Origin of the sequence: Acinetobacter albensis (assembly GCF_900095025.1) — a bacterium.
GTDB lineage: Bacteria > Pseudomonadota > Gammaproteobacteria > Pseudomonadales > Moraxellaceae > Acinetobacter > Acinetobacter albensis.
In genome coordinates, this window is the sequence record NZ_FMBK01000002.1 from 136,747 (window position 1) to 157,369 (window position 20,623).

At 37.7% G+C, this 20,623-nt stretch carries 18 protein-coding genes; 9 read left to right on the forward strand and 9 right to left on the reverse strand.

The genetic code is table 11. The annotated features are described in order from the left end of the window. Positions 1 to 42: 42 nt before the first annotated feature. The 4 genes from hemE to GA0116959_RS01915 all read left to right on the forward strand — a co-directional run bounded on the left by hemE (position 43) and on the right by GA0116959_RS01915 (position 4,529). Positions 43 to 1,113, forward strand: coding sequence for a uroporphyrinogen decarboxylase (hemE, locus tag GA0116959_RS01900; protein WP_053579917.1), 1,071 nt, complete (start codon positions 43 to 45; stop codon positions 1,111 to 1,113). Positions 1,114 to 1,149: 36 nt separating this feature from the next. Beyond that, complete coding sequence (locus GA0116959_RS01905; RefSeq protein WP_244878553.1) at positions 1,150 to 1,962, forward strand: DUF817 family protein; 813 nt, start codon at positions 1,150 to 1,152, stop codon at positions 1,960 to 1,962. A gap of 136 nt (positions 1,963 to 2,098) precedes the next feature. Next, the gene (locus GA0116959_RS01910; RefSeq protein WP_053579919.1) at positions 2,099 to 2,569 is read left to right on the forward strand and encodes a DUF3015 family protein; all 471 of its coding nucleotides are present in this window, start codon (positions 2,099 to 2,101) and stop codon (positions 2,567 to 2,569) included. 73 nt (positions 2,570 to 2,642) lie between these two features. Then, on the forward strand, positions 2,643 to 4,529 hold the full coding sequence (locus tag GA0116959_RS01915) for an Lnb N-terminal periplasmic domain-containing protein (RefSeq protein WP_092717787.1): 1,887 nt from the start codon (positions 2,643 to 2,645) through the stop codon (positions 4,527 to 4,529). A gap of 167 nt (positions 4,530 to 4,696) precedes the next feature. On the opposite strand, the gene GA0116959_RS01920 is transcribed toward GA0116959_RS01915, so the two are convergent. From GA0116959_RS01920 to GA0116959_RS01945, 6 genes are all read right to left on the reverse strand, one after another. Further along, a complete protein-coding gene (locus GA0116959_RS01920) occupies positions 4,697 to 5,143 on the reverse strand; it encodes a hypothetical protein (RefSeq protein ID WP_092717790.1) in 447 nt (148 codons plus the stop codon). A gap of 361 nt (positions 5,144 to 5,504) precedes the next feature. Further along, complete coding sequence (gene folE / locus GA0116959_RS01925) at positions 5,505 to 6,053, reverse strand: GTP cyclohydrolase I FolE (RefSeq protein ID WP_171256850.1); 549 nt, start codon at positions 6,051 to 6,053, stop codon at positions 5,505 to 5,507. A gap of 97 nt (positions 6,054 to 6,150) precedes the next feature. After that, complete coding sequence (locus GA0116959_RS01930; RefSeq protein WP_053579923.1) at positions 6,151 to 6,834, reverse strand: Smr/MutS family protein; 684 nt, start codon at positions 6,832 to 6,834, stop codon at positions 6,151 to 6,153. A 12-nt stretch (positions 6,835 to 6,846) separates the two neighbouring features. Further along, a complete protein-coding gene (gene trpC / locus GA0116959_RS01935; protein ID WP_092717797.1) occupies positions 6,847 to 7,653 on the reverse strand; it encodes an indole-3-glycerol phosphate synthase TrpC in 807 nt (268 codons plus the stop codon). A gap of 21 nt (positions 7,654 to 7,674) precedes the next feature. Continuing rightward, on the reverse strand, positions 7,675 to 8,721 hold the full coding sequence (gene trpD / locus GA0116959_RS01940; RefSeq protein WP_092717802.1) for an anthranilate phosphoribosyltransferase: 1,047 nt from the start codon (positions 8,719 to 8,721) through the stop codon (positions 7,675 to 7,677). Positions 8,722 to 8,735: 14 nt separating this feature from the next. Beyond that, positions 8,736 to 9,323 (reverse strand): anthranilate synthase component II, encoded by a 588-nt coding sequence (locus GA0116959_RS01945; RefSeq protein ID WP_092717805.1) that lies wholly within the window; start codon positions 9,321 to 9,323, stop codon positions 8,736 to 8,738. Between the two features lie 932 nt (positions 9,324 to 10,255). Between GA0116959_RS01945 and glnA the strand changes: the two genes are divergently transcribed. The 5 genes from glnA to GA0116959_RS01975 all read left to right on the forward strand — a co-directional run bounded on the left by glnA (position 10,256) and on the right by GA0116959_RS01975 (position 16,461). After that, on the forward strand, positions 10,256 to 11,671 hold the full coding sequence (gene glnA, locus GA0116959_RS01955; protein ID WP_171250328.1) for a type I glutamate--ammonia ligase: 1,416 nt from the start codon (positions 10,256 to 10,258) through the stop codon (positions 11,669 to 11,671). Between the two features lie 313 nt (positions 11,672 to 11,984). Further along, the gene (locus GA0116959_RS01960; RefSeq protein WP_092717811.1) at positions 11,985 to 13,436 is read left to right on the forward strand and encodes an NAD-dependent succinate-semialdehyde dehydrogenase; all 1,452 of its coding nucleotides are present in this window, start codon (positions 11,985 to 11,987) and stop codon (positions 13,434 to 13,436) included. Between the two features lie 315 nt (positions 13,437 to 13,751). Beyond that, entirely contained in the window at positions 13,752 to 14,252 is a 501-nt protein-coding gene (locus GA0116959_RS01965; RefSeq protein WP_092717814.1) for a chorismate--pyruvate lyase family protein, read from the forward strand. Between the two features lie 23 nt (positions 14,253 to 14,275). Beyond that, positions 14,276 to 15,154 carry a 4-hydroxybenzoate octaprenyltransferase gene (gene ubiA, locus GA0116959_RS01970; RefSeq protein WP_092717817.1) on the forward strand — a complete coding sequence of 293 codons (879 nt, stop codon included), beginning with the start codon at positions 14,276 to 14,278 and terminating at the stop codon, positions 15,152 to 15,154. A gap of 116 nt (positions 15,155 to 15,270) precedes the next feature. Further along, the gene (locus GA0116959_RS01975) at positions 15,271 to 16,461 is read left to right on the forward strand and encodes an alpha/beta hydrolase (protein WP_092717820.1); all 1,191 of its coding nucleotides are present in this window, start codon (positions 15,271 to 15,273) and stop codon (positions 16,459 to 16,461) included. 366 nt (positions 16,462 to 16,827) lie between these two features. Here GA0116959_RS01975 and GA0116959_RS01980 read toward each other — a convergent pair whose 3' ends face one another. The 3 genes from GA0116959_RS01980 to GA0116959_RS01990 form a co-directional block, all read right to left on the reverse strand. After that, positions 16,828 to 18,159: a PepSY-associated TM helix domain-containing protein gene (locus GA0116959_RS01980; protein ID WP_092717823.1), complete on the reverse strand. Its 1,332-nt coding sequence runs from the start codon at positions 18,157 to 18,159 to the stop codon at positions 16,828 to 16,830. 117 nt (positions 18,160 to 18,276) lie between these two features. Next, a complete protein-coding gene (locus tag GA0116959_RS01985) occupies positions 18,277 to 19,605 on the reverse strand; it encodes a basic amino acid/polyamine antiporter (protein WP_092717826.1) in 1,329 nt (442 codons plus the stop codon). 9 nt (positions 19,606 to 19,614) lie between these two features. Then, the gene (locus GA0116959_RS01990) at positions 19,615 to 20,493 is read right to left on the reverse strand and encodes a homocysteine S-methyltransferase family protein (protein ID WP_092717829.1); all 879 of its coding nucleotides are present in this window, start codon (positions 20,491 to 20,493) and stop codon (positions 19,615 to 19,617) included. Positions 20,494 to 20,623 lie beyond the last annotated feature (130 nt).

The following is a 20,623-nucleotide window of genomic DNA, read 5'->3' on the forward strand; positions in this document are numbered from 1 at the left end:
TTGCTATGATGGGCCAGAGATTTAAAATGAGATGGGAAGTAAATGACGGCGCTAAAAAATGATCGTTTTCTACGGGCCTTATTACGCGAGCCAGTAGATACCACACCAGTTTGGATGATGCGTCAAGCAGGACGTTATTTGCCAGAATATCGTGCAATGCGAGCCCAAGCAGGGGATTTTCTGTCTTTATGTAAAAATAATGATTTTGCTTGTGAAGTTACTCTGCAACCTTTACGCCGTTATGATCTAGATGCTGCCATTCTATTTTCAGATATTTTAACCATTCCTGATGCTTTGGGCTTAGGTTTATATTTTGAAGCTGGAGAAGGCCCCAAATTTCATAAGACCATTCGTACAGAACACGATGTCGTCAATTTACCTAATTTTAATGCGAAATCTGATTTAGATTATGTCATGAATGCCGTGACGACTATTCGTTCGGCTTTGGGTGGACAGGTTCCGTTGATTGGATTTTCTGGTAGTCCTTGGACACTGGCTACTTACATGATTGAGGGTGGTTCGAGTAAAGATTTTCGCTACACTAAAAATATGATGTATGCGCAGCCTGAAGTTTTACATGCTTTGCTTGATCGTTTAGCTATAGCAGTTATTGATTATTTAAATGCACAAATTGAAGCGGGCGCACAAGCAGTACAGATTTTTGACAGTTGGGGAGGAGCACTTGCCCACCGTGAATACATCGAATTTTCCCTCAATTATATGCAGAAAATTGTTGCTGGTTTAAAACGTGAACATGAAGGTCGCAAAGTTCCCGTTATTTTATTTACCAAAGGTGGCGGGCAGTGGTTAGAACCGATGATTGCGACGGGTGCGGATGCCTTTGGTTTAGACTGGACTACACCGCTTAATGTTGCACGTCAAACCGTAAATGGTCGGGCGGCAATTCAAGGTAATTTAGATCCTGCCACTTTGTACGGAACACCTGCCTCCATTGCTAAAGCCACCAAAGCCATGCTGGATGATGCCTATGCCAATGGTGAGAAAACAGGATATATCGCTAACTTGGGACATGGAATTACCCAGTGGGTCGATCCTGCAAATCCTAAAGCGTTTATTGATACTGTGCACGAATATAGTGCCAAATATTTTTAAGAATGTGTATCAATTCATCTTTAGGGCTACACCGTGATTAACATTTTTAAATCATGTTTTGAATTTTCATTTAAGGCAGCTTCGGCTGCCTTATTTGGAATTTTACTGCTCATCGCTTTTGCACTAACTGCATCTATGGGGGGGCAAGAATTTTACGGCTTTTTTCGTTATGACTATTTATTATTTTACGCGCTTAGCATTCAAGTTTGTCTTATTTATTTAAAATTGGAGTCTTGGGCTGAAGCCAAGGTCATCGCTTTGTTTCATATTATGGCGATGGTGATGGAAATTTTTCTGACTCATCCGCACATTGCTTCATGGCAATATCCACAACCTGCTGTATTAAAAATCATGACTGTGCCCTTATTTGCAGGATTTATGTATTCAGCGGTGGGAAGTTTTTTTGCACGATCCTTAAAGCTTTATCAGGTTTCATTTGAAAAATTACCCAGTTTTTTAAATATGATATGTTTGGCTGTATTCTCCTATCTTAATTTTATGAGTAAGTTTTTTATTCCAGATGTGCGTGTTTTGCTGTTTGTATGGAGCATTATTATTTTTTGGAAAACTAAAATTCACTTTAGATTACAACAGTATGACATCAAACTCCCTGTTTTACCAATATTGGGTATTTTGGCATTTATCATTTGGATTGCAGAAAATATCAGTACATTTTATCAAATTTGGCTTTACCCCAGTCAAGTGGATGCTTGGCATATGGTGGGTTGGGGAAAACTGGGTTCGTGGTATTTACTCCTTCTTTTAAGCTTAGTATTGGTGTTGAAAATTTTAGGCAATCGAACTCAAAATGGAAACTGGACGTTAAAAAATAATGATTTGAAATCATAAAATAAGGCCTAGATAACTTTAATATAAATTGTTTTGCGTTATGCACCAGATGTCGTTATCTTTAAGCAGTGTAATAAAAGTTACACAATAGTGAATAATTAAAAAACACACGGATAATAAACTCTGGAGTATAGCCATGTTAAAAAAATTAGCTTTAGTTGCAGTCGTCGCACTAGGTTCTAGCGCTGCATTTGCAGATCGAGATGTTGGCTGTGGTATTGGTTCTCAAGTGTGGGCAGGTCAGTCTGGTAAAGTGCCTAAAATTCTTGCTGCGACCACCAATGGACTTTTTGCAAATCAATTATTCGGTATTACGTTTGGTACACTTGGCTGTAGCGGCACCGGTACTGTTACGGCTCAAGCCGTGACATTTACCAATGAAAATGCTGAATCTTTGGCACGTGACATGGCGGTGGGTCAAGGTGAAAGCCTCAATGTTTTGGCTGAATTACTGAACATTAAATCTGAAGATAAAGCACGATTCTTTGCGGTGTCTAAACAAAATTTCTCTGAAATTTATTCAGCAGATAACCAAGACTCTTTACAAGTTTTAGCCTCTTTACAAGCGGTCATGGCACAAGATGCTGTGCTTAAAGCCTACGTATAATTTTTTATTAAAAACCCTGTCACATTGATGGGGTTTTTCTCACTTTTTTCTGCATGATAAATATAAGATTTACATGAAACTAATCGCGTTATTTTTTGCTTTAATTTCTTGCACTGTTGCCTATTCAGCAACTCCCGTAAAAAGTGCTCAATTTTATTTAGAACGTGCTGAACAGCATAAACTAGAACAAGATGTGACTTGGCAAAGGCTGATGTATGCCGACGAAAAAAATCACAGTGAAGTGACATATTCAGGCTATTTTATTGCACCTGAAGGAAAAACCAATTTAAAACAAGAATTACAAGCCAATATTCAAGCTTTGTTTGAAACAGCGGTGCCAAATCAATCCATCCGTTGTCGTTTTCCAGCCCGAAGTCAATGGTTAATACAGCAGCTGAATATTCCAAAACAGGCACTGGCTCAGGTGGACTGCCCAGAATTGGATGATTGGATAGGGCAAATTAAACCCTATAAAGCGACCCTGATTTATGCAACAGACTTTATGGGAAATCCAAGCTCTATGTTTGGGCACACTTTATTGCGACTAGATCCTAAAGACCAAAAACAACTGAATTTAGTCTCTTATGCAGTAAATTATGCAGCAACTGTAACAGGGGAAGATGGTTGGTCTTTTGCGTGGAATGGTTTAACAGGACAGTACCCAGGTGAATATTCACTTATGCCATACTATCGTAAAGTCAAAGAATATGGAGATTTAGAAAGTCGCGATTTATGGGAATATGAATTAAATTTAAGTCCAAAAGAAACCCGATTTTTGGTTGAACATATCTGGGAAATGAAACATGTAAATTTTCCTTATTATTTCGTCAGTGATAATTGTGCTTACCGCTTATTGGGATTAATTGATTTGGTCCGTCCTATGCTCAATTTAAAACAACAATTTAAAGTTGCTGCAATTCCTGTAGAAACCATTAAAGCGATTGAACAGGAAGGTTTAGTTAAAGAAACAGTGTATCGCCCCGCTTTAGAAACTCAATTATTGTCACAAGCAAGACAACATGGTCACTCTTTGGCAAAAGTGGCGCATACCTTGGCTTTTGTTGACGTAGATCAGATGCCTATTCTATTGCAAAAATATTCGGAATTAGATCGAGCTAAAATTTTAGAAATGGCCTATGACGATTTATATTTACAATTTACAGGACGTCACGTTGAAGCCAGTGTTGCACAACCTCGTTTACGGCAATTACTGAGTTTACGCAGTCAAATTGAGCTGGAAAAACAACGCCAACCGCCAATTCAACCGAAAGTAGATCCAACCCAAGCGCATGATGCACGCCATTTTTCTGTAAATATGGGAGAAGTGCAAGGTCGAAAAGTGATCGAAATAGAGCATCGTCAGGCTTATCATGACTTGCTTGATCCACAGGGTGGCTTTCGTACAGGAACACAATTATTATTTTGGGATGGTGCAATTCAATATCGTGAAGACGAATTTAAATTAGAGCATTTCGATTTTCTTGCAGTTAACTCTTACAATCCCCTCACACCCTTTAAAACGCCACTGAGTTGGGGCTTTAATTTGGGCTGGCAGCAAGAAGCTTTAAACCAAAATGGACAATTTAGTGAAGATGAGCAACATGGGGTTGCCAATTTAAATGTGCAAATGGGCTATAGCGCTGCTGATCAACAGCGTGAACATGTATGTTATGCCCAAATACAGAATCATCTACAAATAGGTAAAGCACTAGATAAAGGTTGGCGAATGGGTTTAGGGCCGACCTTCGGTTGCCAAAATATTTGGACAGATCAAATCAATAGTTTGGTACAAGTGGAACTGCCTTATTGGCATGACAGCCATCAATGGCAATTTAAATTGAATACTCAAATACAGTATGTATTGAATAATCAAAATGCAATCCGTTTAAATTGGCAATTCCAGCAACAAGCACATCAAGACTGGACTAAAACCAGTTTAGGCTATGTACACTTTTTTTAGTTGGAACGGTATGATAAGAGAAAATAAGGAATTTAAAAATCATAGGTTTTATTGATTGGCTATTTTAGTTGTTTAGATTTTTTTGAAAATAGTGGGATTGATAGCATTGTATTTTTCATTTAAATAAAATTAAGCCCTGATCTTAAATCAGAGCTTAAAGAACGCCATCATTTAGTTTTATTTCTTAGATGTCGTTTTTTTGATTTCTCTTTGCTTGGTTTATCCTTTGATTTTGAATCTTCGGATTTAGAAGACGGCGAACTAGACTTTGAAGTAGAGTCTTTGGTTTTACTCTGCTTGTTCTTCTGATCCTTGGTCTTGGCACTTTTCGTTTTAGTGTCTTTATCTTTAGTTTTTAAATCCTTGGCTTTAGTGTCTTTAGCCTTGGACGTTAAATCTTTACTCTTTATGTCTTTCGCTTTTGAGTCTTTGGTCTTGGTTTTAGATTGAGTTTTCGTTTTAGACGGAGTGTCTTTGCCTTTGGCATTCTTACTTTTAGATTGCGATTTTGAGCTTTTCGTGTCCTGAGCATTGGTTTTTTTAACTGAAGTTTTGGACTTTAGTTCTTGATCTGGAGTTGCTGCTGCTGCATCTTTTTTCTTTGTAGTTGCCATGGGTGAAATTCCTTATATACTTTAATGTAAGAATCAAGCGATTGATTAAATCTAGACTAGTTACTGTATAGGCTTAAACACTAAAATTTTTGAATCCTGTGTTTCTAATTCTTTCAATGTAAAGTTTAATTATATAAGTTATTAATATTATTCTATTTATAGAGTAGTTAAATAATAAAAATTACACGCTATCACAAAGCTCTTACTTAACTTCAGCAGAATTTAAAGCTTAAAGAGACCTTCAATACGGTCATTAAGTCACATGTAGAGAGATAACAATAAGAAAATAGAAAAGGTAGAAGACATAAAAAAGCTCCGAATATTCGGAGCTGTTCACATGTAGATTTAAGGATTCATCCGATTAGAAATTTTCAGGCAAAGCACTTAAAAATTCACGGCGTTCTTCTTTATTGGTTTTAAAATCACCAATAAATGACACTGTACGAGTGGTTGATTCTTGTTTACCCACACCACGCATCATCATGCACATATGCGCAGAATCAATCATCACGGCAACACCACGTGCTTGGGTGACTTCAGCCACAGCTTCAGCAATTTGTTGGGTTAGATTTTCTTGAATTTGCAAACGACGCGCAAACATTTCTGTAATACGGGCAAATTTTGACAAACCCAATACATTGCCTTCAGGCAAATAAGCGATATGTACACGACCATAAAAAGGCAATAAATGGTGTTCGCATAATGAATAAAATTCAATATTTTTGACCAAAACCATTTCACGGTTATCAGAAGGGAAGACTGCATTATTGGTCACTTCTTCCAAAGTCTTGCTATATCCAGACGTTAGATAGGAAAAAGCTTTAGCAGCACGCATTGGCGTATCTTTTAGACCAGGACGATTAAGATCTTCACCAACGGCAGTTAAAATGTTGGTGTAGGATTGCTGCATAGACATAAGACGTGTTCACTTACACTGATATTGAACAAGGACGGCATTGTATCAGAAAACCATTACAATGCCCTGTTTTGGTGAAAAAAACCAATCACTATTTAAATTTAGGATTCTTTTCACTTCGTTTGAGTAAAACTAAAACTGCACCTGTGCCACCTTGTTTTTCTGGTGCACTGACAAATGCTAAAACATCTCGGTGTTGACGAAGCCAACCATTGACATAGGTTTTTAAAATGGCTTCTGGTCCCTTACCATGCACAATTTTAATCACATTTTGATTTTCATCTTTTGCCATTTGAATAATTTGTAAAACAGCCATTCGTGCGTCTTCAACTGTACACCCATGTAGATCTACTGCTTCAAACCAACGTAAGTTTCCTGCTTTTAAATCTTCAAACACTTTGTGTTGCAGTGTAGCAATCCGATAGCTTAAAGTCGCTTGACTGGCCACTGGATTCAGCATGGCTTGAGTATCTGAAAGTTCTGCATTGTCCGTTTGCATTGGACCTATTGCAGATGCACGCTTAGCCAGCGTTTGGCTATCCAACTTTTTCTTCTTGTCCTTTTCAATCTTTGCAATATTACTGGTGTCCATTTTTTTGACACCGTGCATAGATTTTTTGAACAATGCCTCATCATCTTCTGGTGCTGGTTCAACCTGAACTTTATGCTCAGGTTGTTTGGCAATCGCAGTTGAATGCGGAGAGGTGATTTGCTTTTTAAATGCGTTCAGTAAATCAAACTGAGCTTTAGAGAGCGAAGAATCGTGTTTACTCATAATCTTAATTATTTAAACCGTTTTTGGCTGTCCAAATAATGCAGTAAATGCATGATCTGGTCGAGGCTGTTTCATAAAACTTTCACCCACAAGGAAAGCGTGAATATCATTTGCTTGCATCATATCGACATCAGTTGGTCTTGCTATACCACTTTCAGTGATCAGTAAGCGTGAAGGCTCAAGTAATTTTTTTAAACGAATAGATGTATTTAAATCGACATCAAAGGTTTTTAAATTACGGTTATTTACACCCAATAAGCAACGTTCTGAAAGTCTTAATGCACGTTCAAGTTCATTTTCATCATGCACTTCAACCAGTACATCCAAATTATGCTCAAAAGCAGTTTTCGACATTTCTTCTAATTGCTGATCTGATAAACAAGCCACAATTAAAAGAATACAATCGGCATGTAACGCACGTGCTTCAATCACCCCATATGGATCAATTAAAAAATCTTTACGTAACGCGGGTAGGGCGCAGTGATTTCGTGCAAGAGCAATATTTTCATCTGCACCTTGGAAAAAATCGATATCCGTCAGTACTGATAAACATGCAGCACCTGCTTGTTCATATTGTTGTGCAATTTCAGCAGGATTAAAGTTTTCACGAATAATCCCTTTTGAGGGTGAAGCCTTTTTAATTTCAGCAATCACCCCGGGTTTTTTGCCGAGCAAGCTTTTTGCAAAGCCACGCACAGGTGTCGCAGCCTGCGCTAATTCTTCTACATCTTTTAAGCTGTGTTGTTTTAAACGTGCAGCAAATTCTATCTGTTTACGGTCAACAATTTTACCTAAAATGGTATTTGATATATCTAACATGACATTATTTCCTGTAGAGCTTTAAGCTTCATATTCTTTTAAGGTTTTGGTAAATTCAGACAAAATAGCCATTTTTTCCAAAGCTTGTCCGCCATAAATAATGTCGTGTGCGAGCGCTACACCCTCTTTATAGCTTGTGGTTAAGCCCGAGACATAAATACCAGCACCTGCATTTAAAGCAATCATATTGGCGGCTTTTTCACCTTTTACTGATTTTTTTCGACCCAAAGCATCTTTAATAAGCGCTAAACTTTCAGCAGAATCCTCAACCATTAAACCTGTCAATGTTTGAGACTCAATATCAACCTCTTCAGGATTAATCATCCATTCTGTGATTTCACCCTGTTTTAACTCGGCCACATAGGTTGAAGAAGCAAGGCTAATTTCATCTAAACCATCTTTGGAATGCACCACCATGACGTGCTCAGCCCCGAGCTGTTTCATGACTTCAGCAATAGGACGACAGAGTTCATTGGAAAATACACCTAAGACAAAACGATTTACACCAGCCGGATTCGTAAGCGGGCCAAGTAAATTAAAAATACTGCGAATACCCAACTCTTTACGTGGGCCTACCGCATATTTCATCGCTTTGTGATGATTTGGAGCAAATAGAAAACCAATACCGACTTCACGAATACAGCGTTCAGTTTGTTGCATATTTAAATCAAGATTAATACCCGCTTTTTCAAGTAAATCCGATGAACCAGATTTCGAAGAAACACCACGATTGCCATGTTTGGCAATGGTTGCACCCGCTGCAGCAATAACAAAAGAAGAGGCTGTAGACACATTAAATAGATTTTGACCGTCACCGCCTGTACCGACAATATCAACTAAATGAGGAATATCACTGACATCAATTTTGATCGCAAATTCACGCATCACTCGTGCGGCAGCAGTTATTTCATCAATGCTTTCACCTTTTAAGCGTAAGCCCATCATCAGTGCACCGATTTGAGCATCGGTAGCTTCCCCTGACATGATTGCACGCATGACATCTTCCATTTGTGTCTGAGTCAAATGAATTTGTTTGGTAATATTATTTAAAGCTTGTTGAATATTCATTATTTTCGTTACGCTCATTCTGCATAAATTTCAAGAAAGTTCCGGAAAATTTGATGACCATGTTGGCTCAAAATAGATTCTGGATGAAACTGCACGCCTTCGACAGCTAATGTCTTATGCTTCACACCCATAATTTCTTCCATCTTTCCATCGGTTTGATTGGTCCAGCAGGTGACTTCTAGGCAGTCGGGTACAGTCGCTTGATCAATCACCAGTGAATGATAGCGCGTAGCCGAAAAAGGAGAAGGTAAGTTGCTGAAGATACCAGTATTGCTGTGATACATATCCGATAAACGACCGTGCATCACGGTTTTTGCACGAATAATATCACCCCCGAATGCTTGTCCAATCGCTTGATGACCTAAACATACGCCCAGCAATGGAATTTTGCCTGCGAAATGTTGAATGGCTGGAATAGATATACCAGCTTCACTTGGTGAACAAGGACCAGGACCAATCACCAAATATTGAGGTTGCCATCGTTCAATTTCTTCCAAAGTCACGGCATCATTACGGACTACTTTTACCTCTTGATTTAACTCGCCAAAATATTGGACGATGTTATAAGTAAAAGAATCATAATTGTCGATCATTAGAAGCATGAGCTAACCTATTGAAAATTATGCACATATATGTGCTTTGAATTGTTCAAGAATATCCGTTATTTTACAGTTCTCAGCATTTTTTTCGTTAAAGAATATGCTTAAAACATTTGAAAATATAGAGTGGTAATAATCATAGCAAAAAATCATCATTTTCTGCTGAACTATTTCTATGATAAAGATCTTAAAAGAATATTGCTTTAAGCGTAAACCGATTGATTTAGAGTCTATTTTGAATTGTTTACATGAAAATAAAGGATGGAATTTGAAGAAAGAAATAACTTTAAGAAACACAGGGCTTTTAATGAATTGAGAAAATAAGTTTTTCTGTTTAATTTTGGAATAGATTATAAATGAAAGATAAGTTAGTTTTTTATGTTTGAAAATTTGATATGAGTTTGAAGTAAAATAATGCAGTTGAAAATTAAAATTTAAAATGATCATTAATGAGGCAGAGTACTTTGTTTTGATCTATGCAAAAGCATAATAAATTGATATTTAAAATCAGTCAAAAATTAAAAAATATTTAAAGAAATTTTTGGTTTAACTGAGTTATGTTTATTGTATATTTATGAACAAAATCATAGCTAAGTATAAAGTTTTTTTGTTTTTATAGCGTCATTAAAAGCCTATCAAAGATAGATAAAGTAAGTCATTCAGAATAATAGTTTTCATCTTTTGAAAACAAATTTCGCACTATTTTGGTACATTAATGAATGCTTTTAAAGTAAAAGTAATCAAGAGTGTTTGAATATGGTGCATTTACATTTTCAGACAGTATAATAGCCTCAAAGCAAAGCGCTTAAATCTTCAATTCTGATTAAGAATTCAATATTTTATCTTTGTTTTTTAAAGTTGGTACGAGAATTGCTTAATAGATACCAACTACTAACACGCACTTCACAGGTGCAACAAAAAATCATCGGAGCAAAATGAGCATGGCGAACAAGGTCCTTCAACTCATCCAAGAAAGTGGCGCAAAATGGGTCGATTTTCGCTTTACTGATACTAAGGGTAAAGAACAACACGTAACTTACCCAGCAGATACGATTGACGAAGATACATTTGAAGACGGTAAAATGTTTGATGGTTCTTCAATTGCAGGTTGGAAAGGCATTGAAGCGTCGGACATGATTTTACGTCCAGATGCAGATACCTGTTTCCTTGACCCATTTTTTGCTGAAGCAACTATCGTTGTAACTTGTGATGTGATTGAACCATCTACAGGTCAAGGATATGAACGTGATCCACGTTCAATTGCTCGCCGTGCAGAAGAATATTTAAAGTCTACAGGAATTGGTGATACTGCATTCTTTGGTCCTGAACCAGAGTTCTTCGTATTTGACGAAGTAAAATGGGATATCGATATGTCTGGCGCACGCCATACATTGATCGCTGAAGAAGCTGCTTGGTCTACAGGTAAAGACTATGAAGCTGGTAACTCAGGCCACCGTCCACGTGTGAAAGGTGGTTATTTCCCAGTTCCACCAGTAGATTCTTCACAAGATATGCGTGCAGAAATGTGTGCAAAAATTGAAAGCATCATGGGTCCAGGTCGTGTAGAAGTACATCACCACGAAGTTGCATCTTGCCAGTTAGAAATCGGTGTGAGTTTCAACACCATGGTTCGTAAGGCGGACGAAGTTCAACAGTTCAAATATGCTGTTTGGAATGTTGCACACCAATACGCGAAAACTGCAACCTTTATGCCTAAACCAATGGTGGGTGATAACGGTTCTGGTATGCACGTTCATATGTCGATCTCTAAAGATGGCAAGAACTTGTTTGCGGGTGATGAATATGCAGGCTTGTCAGAAATGGCGCTTTACTTCATTGGCGGTGTGATCAAACATGCGCGTTCATTGAATGCAATTACCAATCCATCTACAAACTCGTACAAGCGTTTAGTGCCACATTACGAAGCACCAATTATGTTGGCTTACTCAGCTCGTAACCGTTCTGCTTCTATCCGTATTCCATACGTATCTAGCCCGAAAGGTAAGCGTATTGAAGCACGCTTCCCAGATCCAATGATGAACCCGTACTTAGGTTTTGCGGCATTGTTAATGGCGGGTATTGATGGTATTCAAAACAAAATTCATCCAGGTGAAGCAGCTGATAAAAACTTGTATGATCTTCCGCCAGAAGAAGAAGCGAAAATCCCTACAGTTGCGCATAGCTTAGATATGGCACTTGAAGCGCTTGAAGCTGATCATGACTACTTGTTAAAAGGTGGTGTGTTCACTAAAGATATGCTAGATGCTTATATCGAACTTAAAACTGAAGAAGTTCGTCGTTTGAATACGACTACTCACCCAGTTGAATTTGATATGTACTACAGCTTGTAATTCGTTCTCGAATTTAAGTGATCAAAAACCCGCGCATGTCGCGGGTTTTTTTATGCCTCGTTGTAATCTCTGAGCTTACATGTACATTCGTCATACTGCGGCTGATATCTCAATAGGTTTTAAAGATTAGTACTCTTAATGGTTAGAGCCCATCAATCCATAGAGATTAATTTTCATTCTTTTATAAACATTATTGCTAGATACCTAAAGTACATTGCAACATTGTCACAATTATTTTACTAATAAAGTCATTCATCAAAGTTAAAACAAGTCGTTTCGACTGATACGCTCTAGGTAAAATGAGGACATTCAAATGCTAGGCTTGAAAAACAGCGATTTATTTCAACAAAATGCGTTTATTAATGGAATTTGGCTTGATGCCCAAGATCAAAACCGTATAGAGGTAATCAATCCTGCAAATGCACAAGTGATTGGTTCAGTTCCAAATATGGGCAAAGCAGAGGCAGAACAAGCTGTTGAAAGTGCTTCTGAAGCATTACAGTCTTGGAAAGCATTAACGGCTCAAGTTCGTGCAGATTTGCTCTTGGCTTGGTACGGTCTAATTTTAGAAAATGCTGATGATTTAGCACGGTTGATGACCATTGAACAAGGTAAACCTCTGGCTGAAGCGTTGGGTGAAGTCAAATATGCGGCTTCATTTATTCAATGGTTTGCAGAAGAGGGAAAACGTATTTATGGGGATGTTATTCCAACTACTAATGCAGGCCAGCGCTTCTTGGTGATTAAAGAACCAGTGGGGGTGGTCGCTGCAATTACTCCATGGAATTTCCCTTTAGCTATGATTACACGTAAAGCTGCACCTGCACTTGCAGCAGGTTGTACAATTGTGATTAAACCTGCGAATGAAACACCCTATTGCGCATTGGCACTTGCAAAACTTGCTGAGCAAGCTGGCCTTCCTAAAGGTGTAATTAATATTGTTACAGGTCACTCTGCAGATATTGGTTCGGTCTTTAGCTCGCATGAAAAAGTAAAAAAACTCACCTTTACTGGTTCAACACCTGTGGGGCGTTTGTTGATGGAGCAATGCGCACCAACGATTAAAAAGCTTGCGCTTGAACTCGGTGGAAATGCACCTCTGATTATCTTTGAAGATGCTGATTTAGATAAAGCTGTAGAGGGCGCGATATTGGCAAAATATCGTAATGCTGGTCAGACCTGTGTATGTGCCAATCGTATTTATGTGCATCAGAATATTTACCAAGCATTCAGTGAAAAATTTATCGCTGCTGTTAAAACACTAAAAGTCGGTGATGGTTTAAATGAAGGCACAAAAATTGGTCCATTAATTAATGAAAAAGCCGTAGTTAAAGCAAAAAAACTGATTGATGATGCTTGTACTAAAGGTGCAAAAGTCGCTTATGGCGGTAAACAGCATGAATTGGGATACAATTTTTTTGAACCGACCGTTTTAACGCATGTTGACCAATCAATGGATATTGTTCATGAGGAAATTTTTGGTCCAGTTGCTCCTTTGATTAGCTTTGAAACAGATGAAGAGGTGATTGCGCAAGCCAATAATACTATTTTTGGTTTGGCGGCTTATATCTATACGGAAAATATTTCACGGATTTTCAAAGTTTCTGAACAGCTTGAATATGGTATGGTGGGCATGAACTCCACTGCAATTTCAAATGAAGTGGTCCCTTTTGGTGGTGTGAAGCAATCGGGTATTGGGCGTGAAGGGTCTAAATATGGTTTAGAAGAGTTTATGACCATTAAATATTTATGTCTTGCCGTATAGTTTTATCTTCGTTTTTTAAATGCGTCTTATATTAATGATCTTATCATTACAGGATCATTAGCATTTAAACCACATTGAATCGGTATTTGATATATCGATTCAATGATGAAACATTTCAAAAGTACATTTAAAAAGAATAATCTATGGGTGACATAAGAAAATATACATTCAAAATTAATTTTTAAAATACTTTGTTTGTATTTTTCTAACTGCTTTATCTGTAATTTAGTCAATATAAAGTGCTTTAGGCTAAAAATAATGATTGATTTCAGTTAAACTGCTGATGAAATTTGAGTATAAAAAGAGAATGTTACTATGCAGGTAAAACCAATGTTAAAGCCAGAAATAAATCCTGAGCTTAAGACATGGTTATATGCATCGGGTTCACTTACACAACAACTTACCGATTTGGCCAAAGGCAGCTTTAAAGTCCTGCCGACACAAGAGCATTTCCAAAGACTTCATTTTATAGACAGTCAGTGGATGAACATGCCGCCACAGCATACGTCTTGGGTACGTGAAAGCTATTTATATGGTTGTGATGAACAACCTTGGGTCAAAGCCAAAAGTATTTTTCCTATTTTAAGTTTGCAGTCTCGTGCACGTATATTTCAACATATTGGTAAAAAACCAATTGGATGGTTTTTATTTCATCGAACCAATCCAAATTGCCAGCGTCGTGTGATTTTGCTTGAAGAGGGGTGGACACGACAAAGTTGTTATACTTGGCATGGCTGTAAATTTATCGTTCAGGAAACATTTTTACCTGCATTTGAGCAATTTATTCAGCAAAAAAAAGCTCAAGAAAATATTTAAGTGTTACTTGGTAAAGGATAGACATGCACACAGCGCAACAAACTACATGGCGTGAGCGTTTAGAAGCCTATTATTATTTATGTCGTTTTGATAAACCGATTGGAACAGAGTTAGTTTTTTGGCCCACGATGTGGGCTTTGTGGATTGCAGCTGAAGGTGTTCCAAATTTTACCATACTGATGGCGATAGTATTGGGGACCATCTTTATGCGTGCTGCTGGCTGTGCGATTAATGATTTTGCTGATCGTAAAGTAGACGGGCAAGTAGAAAGAACCAAAAATCGACCATTAGCGACAGGCGTGATTTCCGCCAAAGAGGCGGTCTGGGTATTTATTACATTAATTGCAGCAAGTGCTTGTACCTTGCTTTTTCTACCTATTGAAACATTTTATTGCGCTCTGGTGGGTTTGCTACTGGCTTTCGTTTATCCATTTATGAAACGTTATACGCATTTACCACAGGTAGTATTAGGAATGGCATTTTCTTGGGGAATTCCGATGTCATTTACTGCTGTCGGTAAACCGTTAGATTGGACATGTTGGCTGCTTTATTTTGGTAATTTGGCTTGGACAGTGGCTTATGATACGCAATATGCGATTACTGACCGTGAGTATGATTTAAAAATTGGGGTAAAATCGACAGCTATTCTGTTTGGAAAATATGATATTGAAATCATCTCCTTATTACAGGCGATCAGTGTATTGCTGATTGGAAGTGCCTTATACCGTGAAAATTTACTTCTTCCTTTTGGTTTAATTGCCTTATTACTGGTCATTGCTGATTTTATCTATCAATGGACAAAAACCAAAGATAGAAATCCAGAACGCTGCTTTTGGGCATTTCGCCATAATCGCTGGGTAGGATTGATCATTTTTATCGGTATTTTTTTGGCATTCCTTTAATCATAAATTTGACCTTAAGGTCAAATATTTAAAAGCATCCTAGTCAGATGCTTTTTTTTATGTTTAATTAAAATGTCATCATTTTGACATGATAGAAAATAAAAAAGGAAAGGACTATGAAGCAGAAATTTAATAAAACGGCTCTCACCATCTTATGTTCATCTATGTTGTTTTTAACGGCATGTGGTAGTGGTGATGGTGACTCGATTTTTAGCTCGGATAAAAAAACTTTCAATGTAGATGCAGACGTTAAAAGTCTGGTGAATGTACATGATGTATTTACCTATACCATGCCAAGTGTGAATAATCGGGATATTCAAGCGACAACTTTGGTCTTTACCCCAAAAGGTACACCGCCAGTAGGAGGATGGCCAGTGGTGGTTTGGGCACATGGAACAACGGGTGCTGCCGACCAATGTGCGCCGTCTAGAAATGCTTTAGATGGTTTGGAAAAAGGTTTGATTTTGGCTTTAATTCAAAAAGGGTATGCTGTCGTCGCACCAGATTATGAAGGTCTGGGAAATAACAATGTTGCTCATCCTTACTTAAACTTGACCAGTGCAGCGCAATCTATTTTATTTGCTGTATTAGAAGTCAATAAAAAGTATGACAACTTATCCAAAGACTGGAGTGTGATTGGTTGGTCTCAAGGTGGCCATGCGGCATTGGCAGCAGCAGAATTTAACAAGGCCTTAGTGGGTTATAACTTTAAAGGCACTGTCGCGATTGCACCTGCTTCCTATTTGGCTGAAACTTTAGATTTAGGTATGGCTGTTGCAAATAAAACAGCGACTGATGGAGATGTGCCTAAAGCAATATCAATTGGTGCAACTTTATATACCTATGCGGCTATTGTCAGTTCTGGTATAAAAGCAGAAAAAACCAGTTTTAATTATAATCAGGCATTTTTAGATACAAAAGTTCCAATTGCTCAGCAAGCAGAAACTTTATGTTCACCTGAATTAGGACAAGTATTTGGGAATGACATTCAAACTACTGTAACTGATAGTGGGAGATATAGTGATTACAAAGCTTTACAGGCAAATTTTAAAACTGATCCAGATATTGCCAAGTATTTAAATAATAGTATTCCTGCGCAGACTAAACTGGATCAACCTGTTTATATTTATCAAGGTAAAGCAGATACCACTGTTCCTTACCCAATTACTGAGAAGCTCGTCGGTAAAATGTTAAGTGTAAATACAGATGTTGAATTAATTCTCAAAGAAGACCAAACACATAGTGAAGTTGTTTCTAAAAATATCCCTGAATTGGCCCGTACTGTCGATATGTTAATGAAAGAATAAAATAGAGGGAGCCATCAAGGCTCCCTTTTTGAATAAATATCTTTGTGCAATTTTAGAATGGAGGAGATTACAGGGTAATTCACTATGCAATGATCTACTTTATGCAGCATTGAGTTTCTAAATGTACCTGCTATCACTTTATTTTAAAAATCATTCCTTGCAGAGAGGATATGGTTAAAAATTCAAAAAAGGCTATATAAATTTATATTCTAAATTTATTTATGCACGTGTTCAGCTCATCTAAGTCTAGCAATCAGTATTGAAAGGCAATCTGTTTGGCACTGCTTTAGATTTTGAATGTGAGTAATAAGTTAAAAGGAGAGTCGCCGATCTTCTGTATAGAAAACTGAATATTACCTAATTCGATTAACGTTTATATTTCGCAGTAATATTGCGAAAAAGAATCGCAATTAAAGCAATCAATAGGCTGAACCCGAATACAGGAAGCAATATTCCTATCACAATCATAACCGTCACGAGCTTAATTCGCTGTGAAATACCATTTTGAGTCCAAATTATGATTGCTTGATCCGCAAATTGTAGAATTGCTTGTTTTAAATTTGTCCTTTTGTACATGGAAAAATATGCATAAAAAATCATGATACAGAGTGCAATTGAGTAGATGATGAGAATCAGTTGATTGATCCAGCCAAATAAAATACCGATATGTGCATCGACTCCCCATCGGGTCAATTTTGCAATGAGTGGGTAATCTTTAAAGTAAAGTTGATCAATGACTTGGTGATTTTGAACATCTATTGCAATGCTGTCAGCTTGTGTTGGCCAATGACGTTGAATTTCAGAAACACTCCAAGCTTGATACTCTTCTGACGGTGGTTTGATTTGTATTTGAGCTGCATCTAGACCATGTTCTCGAGCGAGACCTAAAGCAATATCAAAATCGTGAGAAGAGGTTGGCGTGACATGCTGGTGCTGAACTACTGTATGATCTTCATGATGCATTATCTCAGCTGATGGTATTCTTTCTTTAAGAGATGTCTCTAAAACGGGCGTTTGCCAACTCAGCGTTTGTCGAAGTATACCGATATTTTTGCCTGCCCATTCTGACCAGGTTAAACCCGTAATTGAAATAAAAAGTAAGAGTGGAAACAGCACTAAGCCAATGCTGCTATGTTTTTGAATGGGTTTGTTATAAATGTTTTTGGCTATTTTACGACGTTTATACCATTGATAAACACCCGTAAAAATTAAAACAGCCAACCAACTTGCTGCTAATTCACTATAAAAACGTCCCCAACTGCCTAGCAATAAATCACGATGTAGATGATCGAGTGTTGTTCGAAATGGTAATAAGCCACTCGTCCCATAGACAGCTAATTGCCCCTTAATCTCAAGTGTATATGGATCAATAAAGAGAGCTTCATTTTGTTGCTCTAGATATGGATCGGAGAAAATAACGCGTGTAGTCTGATTAGGCGCGGGTGCTGGACGAATTTCGGTAATTCGTGCACTCGGTGATAGGGCGTGTTTAGCTGTTTCAATTTGTTGGCTGAGAGGTCGTATTTTTGAATGGCTTTCCTGAGTGTATAAGACATCACGATAAATGAATTGTTCTATTTGAGGCGTGGCTGCATAAAAAAGCCCGGTGAGGGCAGCAATAAAAATAAAAGGAGCAATAAAAATTCCCGCATATACATGTAATAAACGGAAGAATGTTTGCCAGAATTTAAAGTTCATTTTTTAATGCAACGCCATGTTTAGTTAAATAAACTCAGTGAATGTAAAGAGAAATACAGCCATCTCAGTTGAATAAAGTTGAAAGTGAAAGGGCACTACTCAGACCCTTTACATACTTTATAGAGGATGATGAACCTTTATTTTATTGCTATATCGACTATAGAAAAAAATCACTAAGCCTATTACATATAAACAGCCTGAGAGTAGCAAGAGTGAAATGCCAGCAGCATAGAGTAACCAAGAGGCATAAATCACAGCAACCAGAGCAATCGAGATATGTTTAGCGCGTTTATTTTTCCATGATTCTTTTAAATAAAAAGCTGAAACTAGAAAATAAGGCAATAAAATCATAACAGAAGAAATTAACAATAATTGAGTATAATTTTTGTCGAAAAAGCATACTGCAATCAATGAAATTTGAACCACGATTGATGTTAACCACAATGATGCAATGGGGACATTATTTTGATTGGTTTTCAAAAAAATCTGAGGAAATGCTTTATTTTTTGCAGCGAGAAATGGGATTTCTGTGGCAAAAAGTGTCCAGCTCAAATAAGAAGAACTGACTGAAATAATTAGTCCTAGAGTAATAATAATTGTACCGGGTAAGCCAATCAGCTGTTCTAAAATGGTGGCCATTGAAGGATTATGCATACTCGCTATTTCTGGGCGGCTCGTCACCCCATAAGATAGAACCGTTACCAGAACGTAGAAACTCAATGCCAGTAATACGCCCAGTACCGTAGCAAGGCCAATATCATTTCGATTTTTTGCACGAGAAGATAAAACGACAGCACCTTCAATCCCTGTGAAAACCCAAAGGGTAATCAGCATTAGATTTCTAACTTGTTCCCAGACAGGCACTTGCAATGAAAAATCAAAATAATTGAGTTTAAAAAGATCGAGTTTAAAGGCGAGGAAGGTAAAGACAATAAAGATGACGATGGGAACGATTTTGGCTATGGTCGCGATTAAATTGACCAATGAGGCTTCTTTAATTCCTCGACTGACTAACCAATGAATCATCCAGACAAAAATGGAAGAGCCAATCAGTGCATAGAGTGTATTTCCATCACCAAAATAAACATGATCAGGTCTATCTGTGAACATACCTATACCAGAGAAAGCAATCACGACATAGCCGACAATACCAATGGTGGTACACAGCCAGTAGCCCCAGGCAGAACAAAAGCCAATAAGTTCACCGAAACCTTCACGTGCATAATTATAAATACCGCCGTCTAGGTCTGGCCGCTGCCGAGTTAAATAGAGTAGTGCAAAGGCCAGAAATAGAATTCCAACACCTGTAATTAGCCAAGCGATTAATAAAGCTTGGCCATTGGCGACAAAAGCCATGTTTTGAGGAAGGCTGAATACGCCAGAACCGACCATTGAACTGAAAACGAGGGCTGTTAAAGAAAGTAAGCCAATTTTAGTGGTAGACATGAGTGAAACTTACTGCTTGAAAAATTTTGAAAGTGCTGAAATATGTTCTGGGCCTATTCCACAACAGCCACCAATCAATGAGGCACCTGCTGCTTGCCATTCTTGAGCAAATTTTAAATATAAATCAGGATCTAAATCGGCACGTACTTCATCTAAGCCATCATTTGCCGTGGCTTCACTGTTTTGTGGTGGAAATGCATTGGCATAAGCACCAATTTGAACATGTTCTGGCAAAAGTTTTTTAATTTCTAAGATCGCTTGTAAAATAACTTCAGGCTGACAACAGTTAAACAGCACGGCATGAGCATTTAAACGCTTCAGCAATTCAGCCACTTGCTCAATACTTTCTCCAGAACGTAAAAGCGGTTTTTCTTGATGAATTTCATCTTGTAGAGTAAAAGAAACCCAAAACTCACGACCATCATCAGGCAACAAGGCATGTACTGTTTCAACTTCTGCTATACATGATTGTGTTTCGGCAAGCCAGAAATCAACCTGTGGAGAAAGTGTTTCTATAATTGGGATTGCTAATTGTTTAGCTTCATCTGCTTGAAATAAATCAGCACGATAAGAACCAAAAAGGGGCGGTAAACAACCTGCAATGAGAACTTTTTGGCCACTTTCTGTAACGGCCAATTTGGCTTGGTTTATAGCAACTTGGACTAAATCTTTAACTTCTTTGTCAAAGCGGTCTTGACCAATATGAAATGGAACCACAGCATAATTGTTGGTGGTAATGACTTCAGCACCCGCTCGAATAAAATCTAAATGAACTTCTTTTATAATATCAGGTGCTTCGGTTAATGCTAAAGCAGACCACTCAGGTTGACGAAAAGGTGCGCCTCTACGTGCAAGTTCTCGACCAAAACCACCATCTAAAATTTTCATAAAGCTCAATCATATTCATTCTTAAGGCGGTGATTATAATAGAACTGTATTCAGTGTTGAGGATTAAAAAGACCAGATCTTCTTATATCTTTTGCACTTAAAATTGATAAGTCACTGAAATGAATCTTTT